Annotated in this window: 19 protein-coding genes; 9 read left to right on the top strand and 10 right to left on the bottom strand. The window is 65.5% G+C overall.

Features of this window, described 5'->3' with window-relative positions; genetic code table 11:
* Window positions 1-9: 9 nt before the first annotated feature.
* Together ACP7DW_RS24550 and ACP7DW_RS24555 are read left to right on the top strand one after the other, a co-directional pair.
* Window positions 10-576 (top strand): hypothetical protein, encoded by a 567-nt coding sequence (locus ACP7DW_RS24550; protein ID WP_426056976.1) that lies wholly within the window; start codon window positions 10-12, stop codon window positions 574-576.
* A gap of 197 nt (window positions 577-773) precedes the next feature.
* Window positions 774-1,127 (top strand): hypothetical protein, encoded by a 354-nt coding sequence (locus ACP7DW_RS24555; RefSeq protein WP_071078622.1) that lies wholly within the window; start codon window positions 774-776, stop codon window positions 1,125-1,127.
* 20 nt (window positions 1,128-1,147) lie between these two features.
* On the opposite strand, the gene ACP7DW_RS24560 is transcribed toward ACP7DW_RS24555, so the two are convergent.
* Together ACP7DW_RS24560 and ACP7DW_RS24565 are read right to left on the bottom strand one after the other, a co-directional pair.
* Window positions 1,148-2,014, bottom strand: a complete 867-nt coding sequence (locus tag ACP7DW_RS24560; RefSeq protein WP_099760024.1) for a universal stress protein — start codon at window positions 2,012-2,014, stop codon at window positions 1,148-1,150.
* A gap of 87 nt (window positions 2,015-2,101) precedes the next feature.
* Window positions 2,102-2,422 (bottom strand): hypothetical protein, encoded by a 321-nt coding sequence (locus ACP7DW_RS24565; RefSeq protein ID WP_298412050.1) that lies wholly within the window; start codon window positions 2,420-2,422, stop codon window positions 2,102-2,104.
* A gap of 232 nt (window positions 2,423-2,654) precedes the next feature.
* On the opposite strand from ACP7DW_RS24565, the gene phbB reads away from it, so the two are divergent.
* Complete coding sequence (gene phbB, locus ACP7DW_RS24570) at window positions 2,655-3,401, top strand: acetoacetyl-CoA reductase (protein WP_426056975.1); 747 nt, start codon at window positions 2,655-2,657, stop codon at window positions 3,399-3,401.
* A 198-nt stretch (window positions 3,402-3,599) separates the two neighbouring features.
* Here the strand turns inward: phbB and ACP7DW_RS24575 are convergent, their stop codons facing one another.
* The 4 genes from ACP7DW_RS24575 to ACP7DW_RS24590 form a co-directional block, all read right to left on the bottom strand.
* The gene (locus ACP7DW_RS24575) at window positions 3,600-3,971 is read right to left on the bottom strand and encodes a TraR/DksA family transcriptional regulator (protein WP_426056974.1); all 372 of its coding nucleotides are present in this window, start codon (window positions 3,969-3,971) and stop codon (window positions 3,600-3,602) included.
* Window positions 3,972-4,081: 110 nt separating this feature from the next.
* Window positions 4,082-4,501 carry a VOC family protein gene (locus ACP7DW_RS24580; RefSeq protein ID WP_426056973.1) on the bottom strand — a complete coding sequence of 140 codons (420 nt, stop codon included), beginning with the start codon at window positions 4,499-4,501 and terminating at the stop codon, window positions 4,082-4,084.
* Window positions 4,502-4,581: 80 nt separating this feature from the next.
* A complete protein-coding gene (locus ACP7DW_RS24585; protein ID WP_298412063.1) occupies window positions 4,582-5,043 on the bottom strand; it encodes a hypothetical protein in 462 nt (153 codons plus the stop codon).
* The gene (locus ACP7DW_RS24590) at window positions 5,028-5,822 is read right to left on the bottom strand and encodes a hypothetical protein (protein WP_426056972.1); all 795 of its coding nucleotides are present in this window, start codon (window positions 5,820-5,822) and stop codon (window positions 5,028-5,030) included. Before ACP7DW_RS24590 ends, ACP7DW_RS24585 begins: the two co-directional genes overlap by 16 nt.
* Before the next feature lie 270 nt (window positions 5,823-6,092).
* Here ACP7DW_RS24590 and ACP7DW_RS24595 point away from each other — a divergent pair, with 270 nt between their 5' ends.
* Window positions 6,093-6,542, top strand: a complete 450-nt coding sequence (locus tag ACP7DW_RS24595) for a hypothetical protein (protein ID WP_426056971.1) — start codon at window positions 6,093-6,095, stop codon at window positions 6,540-6,542.
* A gap of 3 nt (window positions 6,543-6,545) precedes the next feature.
* Here the strand turns inward: ACP7DW_RS24595 and ACP7DW_RS24600 are convergent, their stop codons facing one another.
* The gene (locus tag ACP7DW_RS24600) at window positions 6,546-8,879 is read right to left on the bottom strand and encodes a CHAT domain-containing protein (protein ID WP_426085238.1); all 2,334 of its coding nucleotides are present in this window, start codon (window positions 8,877-8,879) and stop codon (window positions 6,546-6,548) included.
* 29 nt (window positions 8,880-8,908) lie between these two features.
* On the bottom strand, window positions 8,909-9,439 hold the full coding sequence (locus ACP7DW_RS24605; RefSeq protein WP_426056969.1) for a hypothetical protein: 531 nt from the start codon (window positions 9,437-9,439) through the stop codon (window positions 8,909-8,911).
* A 200-nt stretch (window positions 9,440-9,639) separates the two neighbouring features.
* Here ACP7DW_RS24605 and ACP7DW_RS24610 point away from each other — a divergent pair, with 200 nt between their 5' ends.
* Genes ACP7DW_RS24610 through ACP7DW_RS24620 form a run of 3 tightly spaced genes read left to right on the top strand, consistent with a single transcriptional unit; the run spans window position 9,640 to window position 12,311 of the window.
* Complete coding sequence (locus tag ACP7DW_RS24610) at window positions 9,640-10,401, top strand: hypothetical protein (RefSeq protein WP_426056968.1); 762 nt, start codon at window positions 9,640-9,642, stop codon at window positions 10,399-10,401.
* A 57-nt stretch (window positions 10,402-10,458) separates the two neighbouring features.
* Window positions 10,459-11,214: a LytR/AlgR family response regulator transcription factor gene (locus ACP7DW_RS24615; protein ID WP_426056967.1), complete on the top strand. Its 756-nt coding sequence runs from the start codon at window positions 10,459-10,461 to the stop codon at window positions 11,212-11,214.
* Window positions 11,214-12,311 (top strand): sensor histidine kinase, encoded by a 1,098-nt coding sequence (locus ACP7DW_RS24620; RefSeq protein ID WP_426056966.1) that lies wholly within the window; start codon window positions 11,214-11,216, stop codon window positions 12,309-12,311. The genes ACP7DW_RS24615 and ACP7DW_RS24620 overlap by 1 nt, the downstream gene beginning before the upstream one ends.
* Window positions 12,312-12,333: 22 nt before the next feature.
* Here ACP7DW_RS24620 and otnI read toward each other — a convergent pair whose 3' ends face one another.
* Entirely contained in the window at window positions 12,334-13,110 is a 777-nt protein-coding gene (gene otnI, locus ACP7DW_RS24625; protein ID WP_426056965.1) for a 2-oxo-tetronate isomerase, read from the bottom strand.
* A gap of 130 nt (window positions 13,111-13,240) precedes the next feature.
* On the bottom strand, window positions 13,241-14,611 hold the full coding sequence (locus tag ACP7DW_RS24630; protein ID WP_298412075.1) for a DEAD/DEAH box helicase: 1,371 nt from the start codon (window positions 14,609-14,611) through the stop codon (window positions 13,241-13,243).
* A gap of 269 nt (window positions 14,612-14,880) precedes the next feature.
* Between ACP7DW_RS24630 and ACP7DW_RS24635 the strand changes: the two genes are divergently transcribed.
* Entirely contained in the window at window positions 14,881-15,258 is a 378-nt protein-coding gene (locus tag ACP7DW_RS24635; protein WP_426056964.1) for a BlaI/MecI/CopY family transcriptional regulator, read from the top strand.
* A 3-nt stretch (window positions 15,259-15,261) separates the two neighbouring features.
* Complete coding sequence (locus tag ACP7DW_RS24640; protein ID WP_426056963.1) at window positions 15,262-16,689, top strand: M23/M56 family metallopeptidase; 1,428 nt, start codon at window positions 15,262-15,264, stop codon at window positions 16,687-16,689.
* Window positions 16,690-16,739 lie beyond the last annotated feature (50 nt).

Consider the following 16,739-nt stretch of genomic DNA (forward strand, 5'->3'; position numbering starts at 1 on the left):
GGCCGTATCATGTCACGCATCATCGCAGGTCATTTTCAGTTGCAGGAACAGATAGACGCCGCGCGCGCCGCCCTGAACCAGGCGGGTTTTTCCGATAGCCGCATCAGCGCCTTCTTTGTCAACCAGCCGGGGCAGCACGATTTGCACGCGCTCGGCGGCGACCGCGACATGTCGCCCGGCGCCAAAGAGACGCCGGAAGGCGTAGTGGAAGGCGTGGCCGTGGGCGCCGTGGTGGGCGCGGGCATCGGTGCCGCCGCCACCCTGGCGACAGGGCCGCTCGGTCCGGTCGTCGGCGCGCTGGTGGGCGCCCACGTGGGTTCGCTCTACAGTTTCAACAAGATGAAGGAGGCGGGCGAGTCCGAAAAACATGGCGAAAACAACGGTGAAAACCGCCGCCAGCCGCGCCACCCTGGCATGCTGATCGCCGTCGCGCTGGGCGGCCTCGACGAGCGCGAACGGGCGCTCGAGGCGCTGCACCGGCTGGGCGCCGAGCATATCGAGGAAGCGGAAGGCACGATCGCCAATGGCGACTGGCTCGATTTTGACCCGCTCAGCATTCCCGTGCTGGTGGCGTGAACCGGCGCCCTTGTGGCGCAAGATGCATAAATGCCGCGCTGCATGCAATTTTAGGTATGATACTTGTTAGTATTGGTAATTATTGGTAAACAATGCCGACAGGGATAGTTTCCGCGCGCCCGTAGTGACACTGGACCAAGGTGACTGCCTGTAGTACTTGCCTCGCATGCTAACGAGTATGGATAGGAGGGCGCGTCATGACACAGGCATGGTTCATTCTGACACGGGCCGATGGGCGCGACATTTGCGCGCCCTCGCCGGCACAGCTGGCCGATGCGCTGGCCGAGGTCTACCGCGGCGCCACGCCGGACGGCAGCCCGGCCGCCGTCTTGTTGCGCTTTGGCTACGACGATGGCTTGATGTATCAGGTCGAGGTCGCTAGCGGAGGCGAAGTCACTTTCGAGGAATGGTCGGACCGCGATTGCGAAATCGCCCTGGCCAGTCCGCGCCACATGTCGGCCCTGCCGCAGGGCGACGCGCTGCAGCTGTGGCAGTGGCTGGCGCAGCGCCAGGTGGCGAAGATCCGCAGCCAGCCCTGGCAGGGCGGCTAGCCCCGCCATCAGCCTGCGGCCTAGTGCGCCATCAGCACGGGGATCGTCATGCTCTGCAAAATCGTGCGCGTGACGCCGCCGAGGATGGTTTCGCGCAGGCGCGAATGGCCATACGCTCCCATCACCAGCAAGTCGGCCGACAGGTCGGCCGCCTGCGACAGCAGCGCCTCGCCGATATCGCCGCGCCGCACGCCGCCGCCATCGAGCAGATGCAGCCGCGCTTCCACGCCGTGGCGTGCCAGGTAGTGCGTCAGCTCGGCGCCCGGCTGTTCGCCGTGTTCGGCCGCATGCACCTGGGCATCGAAAATGGCGACGTGGACTTGTCCGGCACGCTGCAGCAGGGGCAGGGCGGCGCTCACGGCGCGGCTCGCTTCCTTGCTGGCGTTCCAGGAAATGAGCACATTGCGCGCGGCCGCCGGCGGCGCCAGCAGGGGCAGCGGCGGCGCATACGGCACGATCAGCACGGGGCGGCCAGAATGCAGCAGCACATAGGCGGGAAAGTCGCGCATCACGGACGGCGATTTATCCTTGGCATTGTATTGGCTGATGACGACCAGGTCCGCATAGCGGGCCAGCAGGCTGATGCCGCCCGCCGCCTCGTCGTCGAGCACGCGCTGTTCGAACGAGGCGACGCCCGCCGCGCGCACCTGTTGCTCGAAACCGTCGAGGGCGCGCGTCGCGCGTTCGCGCAGGAAGTTCAAATGCAAGCTCAGGTTCGGGTCGGCGTCGAGGTCGGGCTGGTTCTGGTACAGCAGCCGCGACACGCCCGTCAGCGCCACGCCCGTCAGGTGGCCGCCGCACGCCTGGGCGATGCTGGCTGCCGCGTCGATGCGGGCGGCGCGCCCGGCGCTGTCGTCGATGTGGAGCAATACGGTCTTGTACGTCATGGCCTGTCCTCTCGCTGTGCGGTAGGGGGCCATTCTGGCACAGTCCGGGGCGCCGGCCGCGCACGACTGCGGCCGGCGCTTGCCGCCTCAACTCATGGCGATGATGATGATGTCGGCGTCGCAGTTGCGGTAGTGAATCACGATGACGATGATGCGGCGCAATTGCGCCGCCTTTTGCGCCACGTCCAGCATGCTGCGGCTGGCGCGGTTCTTCATCGTCACCTGCACTTGCGAGGCATCGCTGACGGGGATGCCCATGGCCTTCAAGGCCGCCTTCGGATTGGCCATCAGGGCCAGCGCATGCTGTGGATCGAGCTCCGCCTGATGCACCGATTCCACGTCGCTCATGCCGGGATTGATGTCGTTGAACAAGTCCCTCAATGCTTCTGTGTCGTCCTGGATTTCCATCGCGTTCTCCATGTGAGTCTTACCGTCAAGCAAAGTCCGCAGGACTTGCCTGTCGAGGTGCCATCACCTCTTGGGTGAGTATAATTTTGACAATTTCCCTTGCATGGATACAGCGCAGACGGACACCGCAATATGCAGGCTCAGCTTTTGATCTGGCGCAATGTCGCCTTCAAAAGCGCCACCTACACTTGATCCCACGCAGAACAACCATAACGAGCGGGGAGAGACAGCAATGAAGGAACAAAAGGTAGCGCTGGTCACGGGCGGCATGGGCGGCCTGGGCACGGCCTTGTGCCGCCGCCTGCATGCGGCGGGCTTTGCCGTTGTGGCGGCACATACGCCGGGCAATGCGCGCGTGGCAAGCTGGCTCGACGAGCAACAGGCGCAGCAGTATTATTTTCACCCGCTGGCCATCGACGTGGGCGATTTCGCTGCCTGCAGCGAAGCTGTGTCCAGCGTGCTGGCGCGGTTCGGCCGCATCGACGTGCTGGTCAATAACGCCGGCATCACGCGCGACCAGAGCATGCGCAAGATGGAATTGTCGCACTGGGCCGAGGTCATGCGCACCAATCTCGACAGCCTGTTTAACATGAGCAAGCAGGTGCTCGAACCCATGCTGGAAAAAAAATGGGGCCGCATCATCAATATCTCGTCCGTGAATGGCCAGAAAGGCGCGTTCGGCCAGTGTAACTACGCGGCCGCCAAGGCGGGCGTGCATGGTTTCAGCAAGGCGCTGGCGCTGGAAGTGGCGCGCCACGGCATCACAGTCAACACGGTCTCGCCCGGCTACCTGCGCACGCAGATGGTGACGGCCGTGCCGGCCGATATCCTGGAAACGAAGATCCTGCCGCAAATCCCCCTGGGCCGCCTGGGCGAGCCGGACGAGGTGGCGGCCCTGGTGGCTTACCTGGCGTCCGACGAGGCGGCGTTCGTCACGGGCGCGAACATCGCCATCAATGGCGGGCAGCACATGAGTTAAGCAAGCTCAGTCAAGCAAGCTGAATCAAGCAAGCATATTGCTTGCAGTAGGGCAATGGCAGTAGAGGAGACCCGTCCACCCAGCCGGCACGCACGATGCTGGCGGAGGATGGCAGGCAGCATGGTAGTCACGCTGGAAAACAGGGGGCAGGGCAGCGATGCCTTGCCCTTTGTCGCGTGGCGTCGTTGCAAGGCGCATTCAGCGCTGGTTTTTTTCCAGCCGCGTCTGGCAATCGATGCACAGGCGCGCTTCCGGGCGCGCGTTAAGGCGCGACAGGCCGATGGCTTCGCCGCAGTTGTCGCACAGGCCGTAGCTGCCATCGGCGAACTTGGCCAGCGCGTGCCGGATGATGGCCAGCTGCGCCAGGTTGTGCTCGGCCGCCTCGCTGACGAGGGCGTTCAAGGTGCGCACGCTGGCGTTGTCGGCCGGCGAGGCTTCGATTTCATTGAGCAGCGAGGCGCGCGCATCGGCTTCGGCCGTCTCGTTCTCGATCTGTTCCAGCAACGCCAGCTTGCGTTGCTCCAGCACGCCTTGCAGGCGTTGCAACTGGTCTTGCGGCAATCCATTCATGGTTGTCACCCGGTAGAGGTTACTTCCATCATGGTAGTCCAAGATCGGCCACTCTGCTTGCGCTATTACCCGCGCCGCGTTTGACGCGGCGCAGGCAGGCATGGGCTGTTCTATGCTGGCTCCTTCAGGCAGTTGACCATCCAGGCGACGCCGAACTGGTCTTTCAGCATGCCGAAGCGCTTGGCCCAGAACGTTTCCTCCAGCGGCATCTGGACCTTGCCGTCACGCGCCAGCGCGTCGAAGGCCCGTTCGGCTTCCTCCGGCGTGTCGAGGGTCAGGCAGACCGAGCAGCCACTCATGCCCTTGGCGCCATCCTCGGAGCAGCCGCCGTCCGAGCCCATCAGCATGGTGGGGCCCAGCTGCACGGAGCCGTGCATGATCTTGTCGTACCAGTCTTCCTTGACCTGCTCCTGGCCCGGCGAGCCGCGAAACGGCATCAGGCACAGGTCTGTGCCATGCAGGTGCTGGCGGTAATATTCCAGCGCTTGCGCGCAATTTCCATTGAATTGCAAATACGGTTCGATACGCATATTGGCCTCCTCTGGTGGTCCTGCGGGCACGATTGCCAGGCAGGGACGTCCCAGTATAGGCGCTGGCCGGCCAAATTCAATCAGTCCGGCGCCATCTCTTGCAGCCGCTCACGCACCTTGCCCAGGGTGCCGAGGATGCGCTCGGGATTGCGGGCGAGGACGGCGCTGCCCAGGTGCAACAAGCTCGTCGCCAGGCTGATCCAGTGCCGCACGTCGTCGTTGCGGGCGATGCGCAGGCGCACCGTGTCGAGCAGGCCGCTGAGCTGGCGCTGCGCCGTTTCCAGTCCCATGACGGTGTGCCCGGCGGCATCGGCATACAGCTGGTTGGCTTGCTGGCGCAAGGCTACTTCCAGGGCGAAGACGGCTTGCGCCTGACTGTGGCTGATGCCATTTTCTCCCTGGCTGGCGCGCTTGCGGATGGCGCGCATGACGGCGCCATGCAGGGTGACGGCCGCCTGCGACAGGCTGTCGGCCAGTTGCTCGACGCGCATTGCGCTGCTCAGAGCCGCTTCGCGGCGTTCGCTGCCTACCGATCCGTCCATCTTGCCTCCGTGGTGGTGAGGGCGGTGGCGAGCTGGGCGTGTTCGCGCGCCAGTGCCGCCAGTTGCCGGCGCGCCAGGGTATGGCGCAAGCCAAGCAGGCGATATTCCTCGGTTTTGCTTTGTTGCATGTTTTTCGCCAGCACGGCCAGCAGGCGCTGCTGCGGCGTGTCGGCATACGCGATTTCCACGTCCAGCAAGCCGAGTACCATGTCGCGTTCGTTGTCGCCGCTCTTGTCGTACAGCACCAGCAAGCTGTCGAGCGCGGCCAGCAGGGCTTGCAGCGGCGCATCGCCGTCGTGCAGTACCTGCGCCAGGTGCGCCTGCTGGCTGGTCGCGCCGGCCAGGCGCGCGAGTTGCTGCAGCAGCAAGGTGTAGGCGCTGACATGGCGGTCATCGATGCCGCTGCCCGGCCAGGCGCGGATGGCGGCGCCGGCACTGGTCAGTTCGGGTTGCACGTCATACGCGTCGTCCTGCGCCAGCCGGCCCAGCGCCTGCAGGTACAGGCGCACGGCTTGCGCCAGGCGCGCGACATCGGCTTGTGCGGCGCGGCGCTGGACATCGAGCAGGCGTTCGCGCGCGTCTTCGGTGGGTGACAGGTAGGGGCGGGCGCGCCGGTAAGTGTCGACGTGGCGCTGCGACAGTTCGCTGAAGGCGGTCAAGGCATCGGTGCCGGCGGCCAGGGCGCGCACCTGCGCCAGCTCGGGGCGTGAAGTGGCGCAGCCGCACAGCAGTAGCATCAGTAGCAGCGGCAGGCCGGCGCAGGCGATCAGGCGCTTCATGGTGGACCTGTATTGAGGTGGAGTGGGGAATTGTCGCCTCTTCCCCGTGGATTAGGTTTGCGTTTAAGCAATATGTGTGGCATCTTGCCTGCCGTTCGTCGCCGCGCAGGGGGCGTTCGTCGCGCCGCTGGCGGGCTTCGTCCAAAGCCGGCTGCGGCTTGGCCGGCGCGGGGCCAGAATGGTGTCCATGCAGCCGGGAACGACTAGTTGCACGGCGTAACCCAACCGACCGACATGATGCGCAGGCATCCTCACATAAGGAAACAAACCATGAAAAAAACACTCTTCGCCGTCCTGACCTTGCTGGCCGTGCTTCCTGCGGCACAGGCCGCGTGTACTTTCAGCAGCCAAGCGAATGGCGAGGTTAATGCAATCATCAAGGCCCATGGTAATTGGCCGGTCAGCGATGCGCAGTGCGCCGCCCTCAATGCGAAGAAACTGACCTTGGTGGTCAATGGACAAGCTACCGTACTCGATGGCGTCTCCGTGGCCTGGGCCAATGTGACAGTGTTGGACACGGCCTTGCATATCAAGGCCGACTCGGTGCAATGGGTCACTCGTGTGAATGCCAAACAAGCCAGCATGGATGTAGCTGAGAAGATGCAGTACGACGCCATCGCGGATGCGGTGGACGGATACGATTTCACCGAAGCCGCCAAGCAAATCGATGCCTACCGCGCCAAGGCCGCAGCGAGCGTCAAACAGCCAGCCAAGCGCTGACCCTCAGACGGGACGCGACGCCACCAGCGCCCCATCCGTGCCCGCAAACACGAAGCCGGCCCAGTCCAGTGGCGGACGGCCCAGCCTGATCATCGCCTGTTTGGCGTGATGCAAGGCCGCGCCGGGCGCCATGCCGTTGCCGATGTGGCCGTACATGCTGCGCATCAGTTCAGTGCTTGCCTCGCTGGGCACGCTCCACAAGGACGTGATGGAACTGCGCGCGCCGGCCAGTTCCACGGCCCGGCGCAGGCTGGCCAGGCCTTCGCCCGGCAAGACGGTGCCATTGCCCGTGTTGCAGGCCGACAGCACCACCAGTTGCGTGCCGTGCAGCGGCAGGCGGGCGATATCCTTGGCCAGCATCAGTTCGGCCTGCCCCTTGTTTGACAGCAGCAAGCCGGCGCGCCGGCCTGGCAGCAGCAAGTCCATCGATTCCTGTCCCAGGCCACCCGCGTCCTCGGGCGCGGGACCGGTATCCTGTCCCAGGATGGCATGCGCGGCGACGTGCAGCACGATGGGCGAAACACTGGCCCGCATGGCGGCCATGCTGGCCAGCTCACCTTCGTAGCGCTGCGTGGCGATGCCGAGCCTGCGCAGGCCGGCGCTGGCGGCGTCCGCTTCGCGCAGCGTATCGGGCAGTGGCGCGACGGCGACGATGCGCTGTGCGCCAGCGGCGTGTTCACCCGCCATGGAAAAGCGCGCGGCGGGCGTGGCCGGCTGGGCCAGCCCGGCGCCATACGCGGGGTTGGCGAAAATGCAGGCCGCGCCGGAGGCGGGTGCGGCGCCAGCCGTGCCTGGCAACAATTGCAGCAGCGAGCTGACATGGCGGCACGCGCGCGTCAGCGCCAGCGGCTGGCCCTGGGCATCGGGCAGGGCGTCGAAAGGCAGCAGGTGCAGCGCCGCATCCGGGTCGAGTATCCACTCGGGTGCGGCCAGTGCTTCTGGCGGCAAGTCGTGCAGCAGCAGCCGTGCCAGCGCGTTGCCGCCGGCCTGGCTGGCGGCCATGGTTTTGCCCATCAGGTCGCTCCGATAGCCATGCACGGCTTGTTCCAGCGCGCGCTGCGGACCGAGATCGCGCACGCTGATGGATGCAGCCGTGAGGCAATAGCGCAGATAGCGGGGCGGCGCCGGTGCGAACGACGTGGCCGACGGTGGCGCATACACGAGGAAACCAATGACGGCATCCTTGCCCAGGCCACGTTGCAGTGCTGCCAGGTCGATGCCGCTTCGGCCCGGCAAAGGCAGTGCCTCGATGCGCAGCGCCCCCGACACCTGGCCGACCTGGATGCTGTTCATTGCGGCAAGTTTCATGAAGATGCCGAGGTCGCGCATGGCTTGCGGCAGGGCGGTGATCTGGTCTTCCACTTGCCGCATCTGCGCCTGGTTCTGCTGCAATTGTGCATCGGCGCTGGCATGGAGCTGGCGCTGCATGGCTTCCTGATAGCGTACACCGCCGCCTTTGGCGCCGATCAGGCGGGCCAGCAGGTCCGGGGCGGCGCCGTCGAGCGTACCGCGCTGGCGGGCATGCTCCAGCTGTGCGGAGAGTAGGATGCGGCGCATGACGAATGCCGACCAGACGGCTTCCATGGTGGTGTTGGTCTGTTCCATATAGGAAAATCGCTGACCATTCCTGTCCAGCGCGGCGGCAAAGGCCTCCGCGGCGGCGCCGTGCTGGCCGGCCTGCCACAGTAGCAGGCCGATCTTGAAGTGGCGGTACTCCTGCGTCAGTATGGACGGCAAGTCATCCGTCGCGGCCCGCATGGGCGCGACGTGCTGGCGATAAAAGCGCGCCAGCTCATCAAAGGCGCCATTCGCGTGCAGGGCGCGCGCCGTGGTGAACCACACTTCGGACGTGGCATGGCCAGTATCGTATGGCAGTTCGCCGACGGTGCGCAGCGTATCCGGTGAGCTGATGGCCGACAGCATCTGGCGCCCGTACTCCACCTTTAATAGTTGCAAACCCATCGCCCTGTCCATGCCGGCCAGCTGCATGGCGTAAGGTTGTAGTTGCTCAGCTGCAATGCGATCCTGTGTCTGTACCGCCAGGCGCAAGGCATCGACCGCGCTTTGCGTGCTGCCAAGGCCGAGTGCGGCAAAGCCGTAGGTGGGCAAGACATAGGAGCGCCATGGCCAGCGGCGGGCCGGATCGGCGTCCACCACGACCAGCGCTTCGGACAGTAAGGTGTGGGCCGCCAGGAATTGTTTGTTGCTGAGCAGTCCAGCCGCGGCCCGCACCTTGGCCTGCAGGAGGGGGAACACACTCGCGTCGGGCGTGCTGGGGCGATCGTCTTGCGCGGCGCGCGCCCATGGTGCCGCCAGGCTGGCCAGTGTCGCCTGCATGAGCCGGCGGCGCGCAAGGAAGTGCCCGCTCATACGCGGTCGCGGTTGGCGTAAATGGTCAGCCAGCGCTGCCATGCCTCAGGCGTGAGCGCGGGTTGGCCTGGCGCCGTGATGCAGCTTTTCAGTGCCTCGGTTGTCGTTGCCTGTGTCACGCAGGCGCGCAGGCGATGCCGTTCCGCCTCCATCTGCGTACGTTGCTGCAGCTTTTGCTGCAATGCCTCGCGCCAGCTTGCCGTGGCGCGATACTGGCGACCATCCTCCGGCTGCGCGCACTGTTCGGCGCTCAGGCGTATGCGCTCGGCCACCGGTTGCCAGCGGCTGGGCGGCATGGAGCCGCTGCCTGGCAGTTTCCACGCCGCGCCCAGGCTGTCATCCATGCACAGCACCGTCTCCAACGCCAGCGGCCGGCCCGCTGCCAGTTCCAGTTGCTGCAGCCTGTGCATTTGCAGCAGGGCTTCCGCGTCGAGCGGCGCGCCGGCAGGGGCGGCGTGGGAAGTGCTGCAGAGGGCAATCAGGCAGGCAGCGAGGCGGCAGGAAATCAAGTGTGCAGAAGATGGCATTGCCGGCATGGCCCGCGGATGTTATAAAATAATCATAAGTATAGCAGTTGTAATAGTGTCTCATGGCAATATTGCCTGGCACTCGTCAGCGGGAAGGCGGCGTTGCTCGGACGTTTGCCGTCATTCGTCGCAAGCTGGCTGCATCCCCGCGTCGCACCAGCCAGAATCGGGGCCTCATCCACTCACCGAGGCAAGCCCGCATGACTACCCCTATTTCTTTTCCATTGAGTATTGCCGGCCTGCTGTCCGCCCTGTTGCTCGGCGCCTGTGGCGGCACGGGCGGCAGCGATGGCGAGGCGCGCGGCCCGGCGGCCGAGGCCAGCCTGTTCGTGCCCATGGCCGAGTATTGCGGCATCAAATCGCCGGAAACCAGTTCGGTAGCCGGGGAGGGCTGGGATACGGCACCGACTCCCATGAATGCTTACCGCTATATGGCCAATTCGCTGCGTTCGCTGGCCGGCAGCAGCCAGGCGCTCGCTGGGGGGCAGGCGTTGAGCATCGAGATCAACGACTACCGCGGCATTGCGGCCAACAGCCTGCCCACCTGGGCAGGTGCCAGCGATACGGCCTGGGTCATGGGCGCGCGCATTCCCACCGTGCTGGCGCCACGCTCCATCGCTTGCACCGTGCACTTGTCGAAATTGCGCAATAACTATACGCAGCCGGCAGGATGGTCGACTTACTGGCACGCCAGCTTGCCGATGGCGCAGTTGCCGGGCCATCTGATCGATGGCTTCGAATTTGTCAGCAATTTCACGCCGGCCGACAGCGCCATCTATTTTGTGCTCGACAAGGAACGCTACGGCAATCTGCAAGCGCCGTCGCTGTGCTACCTGGCGCCGCACAAGACGCAGTGGGAGTGCGCGGCTGCCAGCCTGGTCGATGCGGGCAAGCGCTGGCAAGTGCATGCCGCAGGCTTGCGCGCCGGCGCGTATGCGCTGGTGTCGAGCTCGCACCGATAGACGCTGATGCGGCGCTAGCCTATCATTCGTGTCATCTTACTTTTAGGAAAGTATCACATGCGTACCGCCATTCTTGCCGACGATGAACCCCATATGCGCGCCGCCCTGCGCCAGCAACTGCTGCTGCTGTGGCCGGAGCTTTGCGTGCTGGGCGAGGCCGAGGACGGCATCGCGGCGCTGGCCATGATCGAGGCGTTGCGGCCGGAAATCGCCTTCCTCGATATCCGCATGCCTGGCTTGACGGGCTTGCAGGTGGCGCACGCGCTGCCTGCCAGCACGCGGGTGGTGTTCGTGACGGCCTTCGATAACCACGCCTTGCAGGCGTTCGAGGCGAATGCCGTCGACTACGTGCTCAAGCCGCTGGAGACGGCGCGTCTGGCGAAGGTGGTCGCCAAATTGCGCCAGGCTGTTGCGTCGCCGGTGCCCTTGCAGGACTTGGCGGCGGCGCTGGCGCAGCTGGGCATTGCCGTGCCGTCCGCCGCGCCGCCACAGCGCCTGGAATGGCTGCACGTGGCCGTGGGCAAGGAGGTATGCATGCTGCATATCGATGACGTGTATTTTTTTGAAGCCGACAGCAAGTACACGCGCGTGGTGGGCGAGGGCTGCGATGGCTTGATCCGTCATTCCCTGCGCCAGTTGACCGACCAGCTCGATACGGGATTGTATCTGCAGACGCACCGCAGCACCCTGGTCAACCGCCGCTACATCCGCGCCGTGCACCGGCATGGCGAGACCATGGAGATCGAACTCAAGGTGGACTTGCCGCGCCTGAAGGTGTCATTGCCGAACCATCACCTGTTCCGCGCGATGTGATGGCGGCACCTTACTACCGCCGTGCCGTGCCGCTGCTGACGGCCGTACTGGTCTTGTCGGGCCTCGCCCTGATCGAGTGGACGGGCGGCAAGGTGCTCGCCAGCAGTCTGTCGATGCATGGCTTGCTGGCCGGGCTGGCGCTGGGGGCGCTGCCCTTGCCCCTGGCGCTGGCGGCGCGCCGCGCCAGGGGCGAACTGGCCGCCGCCGCGCTGGCCGCGCTGATGGCCGTGGCGGAACTGGCGCTGGGTGCCGCCATCGTTTTTGCCCTGGCCGCCAGCGGCGCCGCCTTGCTGCCGCTGCCGCTGACGCAGTTGTTCATGCAGGGTGACAGGGGCAGCGATTTCATCATCTTTGGTGCCTGCGGGCTGGCGTTGCTGGTAGCGGGGCGGGCTACCTTGCGCCATTTGCGCCAGCAACGCCGCACTGCGGCGGCGCAGCTTGAGGCGGCACAGGCACAGGCCTGCCTGGCCGAGCGGGAGCGGGCGCTGGCGCAGGCGGAAATGGCCGTGCTGCGGGCCCAGATCGAGCCCCATTTTCTATGGAATACCCTGGCGCACGTGCAGTACCTGGCGGGCAGCAAGCCAGCTGATGCCGCCGCCATGACGGGCCACCTGATACGCTATCTGCGTGCGGCCGTGCCTGCCAGCCAGGAGGGGGGCGGGACCATCGGTTCGGAAATCGATTCCGTCCGTGCCTATCTGGAATTGATGAAGATGCGCATGGGCCCGCGCCTTGAGACCAGCTGCGAGCTGGCGCCTGAGCTGTCCGGCGTGCCGCTTGCGCCGCTGCTGCTGCATACTTTGGTGGAAAACGCCATCAAGCACGGCATCGAGCCGAAGTCCGGCCCCGTGCGGCTGTGCGTGTCGGCACGCTGCGACCCGGATGCGCCGGCGATGCTCTTGCTCGAAGTGCGCGATACGGGCGTCGGCCTGCAGGCGGCGCCGGTGACGCGGGGCAGCGGCATGGGCTTGCGCAGCGTGCGTGAACGTCTTGCCCAGCAATATGGCGACCAGGCCCGGCTGAGCGTGGCCGGCATGCCCGGCGGCGGCGTGCTGGCGCGCATCAGCTTGCCCTTCGGCGCGGCGGTGCTGGCCTGAATGCCTCCCCTGCCGCGGCTTGCTACGTCAATTGTTCGCGCCAGCCCAGACCGGCCACGGTATCGCCCGCGGGACGGTATTCGCAGCCGACCCAGCCTGCGTAGCCGACCTGGTCCAGCAGCTTGAACAGATGGCGGTAATTGATTTCGCCCGTGCCCGGTTCGTGGCGGCCCGGCGTGTCGGCGATCTGGATGTGGCGGATCAGGGGCAGCAGGGCGCGGATGGTGTTGCTCAGTTCGCCTTCCATGCGCTGCATGTGATAGATGTCGTACTGCAAGAAGATATTGCTGCGCTGACAGTCGGCGATGATGTCGGCCGCCTGCTGACTATGGTTCAGAAAGTAAGCGGGCATGTCGTAGCGGTTGATCGGCTCGATCAGCACGTGGATGCCATGCGGCTGGCAGGCGTCGGCTGCATATTGCAGGTTGCCGATCAGGCTTTGCCGCGCCCGTTCCAGGCTCATGCCGGGTGGCACGATGCCGGACATGCAGTGCAGCTGTTTTGCGCCCAGCGCCAGCGCGTAGTTGAGCGCCAATTGTACGTTGCTGCGGAATTCCTCGCCCCGGCGCGGATCGCAGGCGATGCCCCGTTCGCCGTTTTCCCAGTCGCCGGGCGGAAAATTGAAGACGGCCAGTTGCAGATGGTGGCGCTCCAGCCGCATGGCGATCTGCCGCGCCTCGACGGCATAGGGAAACAGGAATTCGACGGCATCGAAGCCCGCTTCCCTGGCGGCGGCAAAGCGGTCCAGGAAGGGCAGTTCGGTAAACATCATGCTGAGGTTGGCAGCGAAGTTCGGCATGGCAGTATGCAGGTGAGGATGATGGACACTATCCTAGCCCAAAACGGCAAATGGTGGCGTGCATAAAAAAACCGTTCCAGAAACAAGTCCTGGAACGGTTTTTATTGCTGCGATACCTTACCCGCAGGTATTAGCGGCCGCGGCCGCCGGAGCGGTGATTGGCCGCCGAACGCGGCGCATTGCCGCTGCGGTTGCCGCCGCCACCGCCGCCCGCCGGGCCGGCGCTGCGTGGCTTGGCGCCGCTGCCGCCGGTTTTCACGCGCACCACGGCGCCCGCTGGCGCGCGGCTGTTGTTGCGGTGACCTCCGGTGCCGCTGCGCAATTGCACAGGCTGGGCGCGGGCGTTCAGGTCTGGCTCGAAGCCTGCGATGACTTCGCGCGGCAGGGTTTGCTTGATCAGCTTTTCGATGTCTTTCAACATTTCGTGCTCATCCACGCAGACCAGCGACACGGCTTCGCCCTTGGCGCCGGCACGGCCCGTACGGCCGATACGGTGCACATAGTCTTCCGGGATGTTCGGCAAGTCGTAGTTGACGACGTGCGGCAACTGGTCGATATCGATACCGCGCGCGGCGATGTCGGTGGCGACCAGCACTTGCAGGGTGCCATCCTTGAACTCGGACAGGGCGCGCGTGCGCGCCGACTGGCTCTTGTTGCCGTGGATGGCCAGGGCGCCGATGCCGTCCGCGCCCAGTTGCTCGACCAGTTTATTGGCGCCATGCTTGGTGCGCGTAAATACCAGTACTTGCGTCCAGTTATTCGACTTGATCAGGTAGGATAGCATCGGGTGCTTCTTGTCGCGGTCGACCGGATGGATCTTTTGCTGGATCACTTCCACGGTCGAATTGCGGCGCGCTACTTCGATCATGGCTGGCTTGTTCAGCAAGCCGTCGGCCAGAGCCTTGATCTCTTCCGAGAACGTGGCCGAGAACAGCAGGTTCTGGCGTTTCGGCGGCAGCACGGCCAGCACTTTCTTGATGTCGCGGATGAAACCCATGTCGAGCATGCGGTCGGCTTCGTCCAGGATCAGGATTTCCACTTTCGACAGGTCAACCGTGCCCTGGCCCATGTGGTCCAGCAGGCGGCCCGGCGTGGCGACGAGCACGTCGACGCCGTGTTTGAGCTGCTTGATTTGCGGGTTGATGCCGACGCCGCCGAAGATCACGGTGGAGTTCAGCTTGGTGTATTTGCCGTAGGTGCGCACGCTTTCCTCGACCTGCGCGGCGAGTTCGCGCGTCGGTGCCAGGATCAGGGCGCGGATCGGGCGCGTGGACGTGTTGCTGGTGATGGCCGCGCCATTCGCGTCAGTCGACAGGCGGTGCAGCAAGGGCAGGGTGAAGCCGGCCGTCTTGCCGGTACCGGTTTGTGCGCCGGCCAGCAAATCGCCGCCAGCCAGCACGGCGGGAATCGCCTGCGTCTGGATCGGGGTCGGCACGGTGTAGCCGTGTTCGGTAACGGCACGTACGATAGCGTCGGACAATCCGAGGGAGGAAAAGGACATGGTAACTTTATTGTGAGATCGGCCTGTCGCCATCGGGGGGCGCCAGTCGCAGGCAATCAGATTAGGGGTCGAAAGACAGCGGCAAGGGGACTGGTCATATGTGCCGCACACGCGAAGTATAACAGCATGGCAAAAAAGCGTTCCAACTGTTTCAAGTTTGCAAGGCCAGGAGCGGGCAGGCTGGCCTTGCGACATGTGTCGCAAGTTTTGCTTGCGTGTATGTGACACATGTCGCATAATTGATTTATTCGTCACATGAGGGGATTTCCATGGCCACGCCATCCGTTACCGAATTATCATTATTGAAAGCCTTGTGGAAAGACCACCCGCTGTCCGCGCGCGAACTGCACGCCCGCGTCGAGGAAGAGCTGGGGTGGTCGTTTTCGTCCACGCGCAAGACGGTCGAGCGCATGCTGGACAAGGGCATCCTGCTGCAGCGTAGCGTGCATGGCGTGCTCGTGTATGAGGCGAACGTGGACAAGGTGGCCACCCTGGCCGCGTTTGCCCACGACTTTGGCCGGCGTGTGATGGAAATCGACAGTCCCTTGCCGGTCAGTATGTTTACAGGCAGCAAACTGGTGGACCAGCAGGAACTGGTGGCGCTGGAGCAACTGCTGCAGGACTGGCCGCTCGAGGGAAAGGAATAAGCGATGCTGCTGTTTTCCCTCACGCTGTTGCAGGCCAGCGCCGCCTGTCTCGCGACCGGCCCGCTGCTGTGGGCAATGCTGAGCCTGGCGCAGCGGCGCTGGCCCGCGCTGGCGGCGCAGCGCAGCGTGTGGCTCGGCGCCCAGCTGGTGCTGGCCGCCGTGTTTGTGCTGCCGCTGCTGCCTGACACGCGGCAGCTGAGCGTGGTGCCCGAGGTGAGCGTGCCCGTTTCCCTGGCCAGCGCAGCGCCCGACGTGCCGCTGGCCATGGCTGCGCCAGCGGCCGGGCTGCCACCCGCCGCTTCATGGCTGGCCCTGGTGCCCTGCGCCTGGGGCCTGATCTATCTGCTGGGCGTCGCTTGCGCAGCCTGGCGCTGGCGGCGTGGCCACGCCATGTTGCGCACCTTGCTGCAGCTGGCGCGGCACCGGCGGCTGCATGGCCTGGAGGTGCTGGAAGTCGATGCGCCGATCTCGCCGATGCTGGTGGGCGTGTGGCGGCCACGCTTGCTGTTGCCGGCGCACCTGGCGCAATTTACGCCGGAACAACGGCAGTTGGTGATCGCCCATGAGCTGACCCATGCACGCCGGCGCGACCCCTTGCTCCGGCTGCTGGCCACCATGCTGCAGGCGCTGCTGTGGTTCAATCCGGCCGCGCGCTGGCTGGCCGGCCAGCTGGCTTGGGCGCAAGAGCTCGGTTGTGACCGCCAGGTCCTGGCTGGCCGTGCCCCGCGCCAGCGCCAGCAATATGCGGCGGCCCTGGTCAGGCAGCTGGGGCTGCAGGCGCAGCCGCTGCCGGGGCTGGCCTTTGGCGGCGGCAGTATGGCCGAGCGCCTGCTGCGCATGCGGGACGGGCAGGCTCGCCCGGCTCCCGCCTTGCGGGCGCTGATGGCGCTGTTGCTGTGCGTGATCGGCGCGGCCAGCCTGGCGCTGCAGCCGGCACTGGCGTGGGCCGTGGCAGCCACGCCGGCAGCCAGGCTCACTGCGCCGGCGTCGGCGCCCGCTGTCTGGCGCAATCCCCTGGACAGCATGCGCGTGACCGGCTTCTTTGGCGTGGTACGCCAGATGACGCCACAAGGCCATAGCGGCATCGATCTGGGCGCAAGACGCGGCACGCCCGTGCATGCGGCGGCCGACGGCATCGCCAGCGTCAGCGAGGATGCGCGCCTTGGCAAGGCCGTCCGCATCGACCACGGCGCTGGCATCGAGTCGCTGTATGCCCATCTCGATCGGGTCACGCTCACCAACGGCACGGCCGTCACGGCAGGGCAGGCCATCGGCACGGTGGGCGCCACAGGCCTGGCGACGGGGCCGCATTTGCATTTCCAGGTCACCCGGGACGGGCGCTTGCAGGATCCGCAACAGTGGCTGGCCGATCTCGATGCCAAGGCCACCGCGCGCGCCCTGCGCTTGCGCAAGGAGCAGTTCGGCCGCTAGTGTTATCAGGCCGCAGGTCGGGTGCGCGCGCGCACACCCGACACCACCAT

The organism is Janthinobacterium sp. PSRC1-1 (assembly GCF_049897525.1).
In the GTDB taxonomy this organism is placed as follows: Bacteria; Pseudomonadota; Gammaproteobacteria; order Burkholderiales; family Burkholderiaceae_D; genus Janthinobacterium; species Janthinobacterium tructae.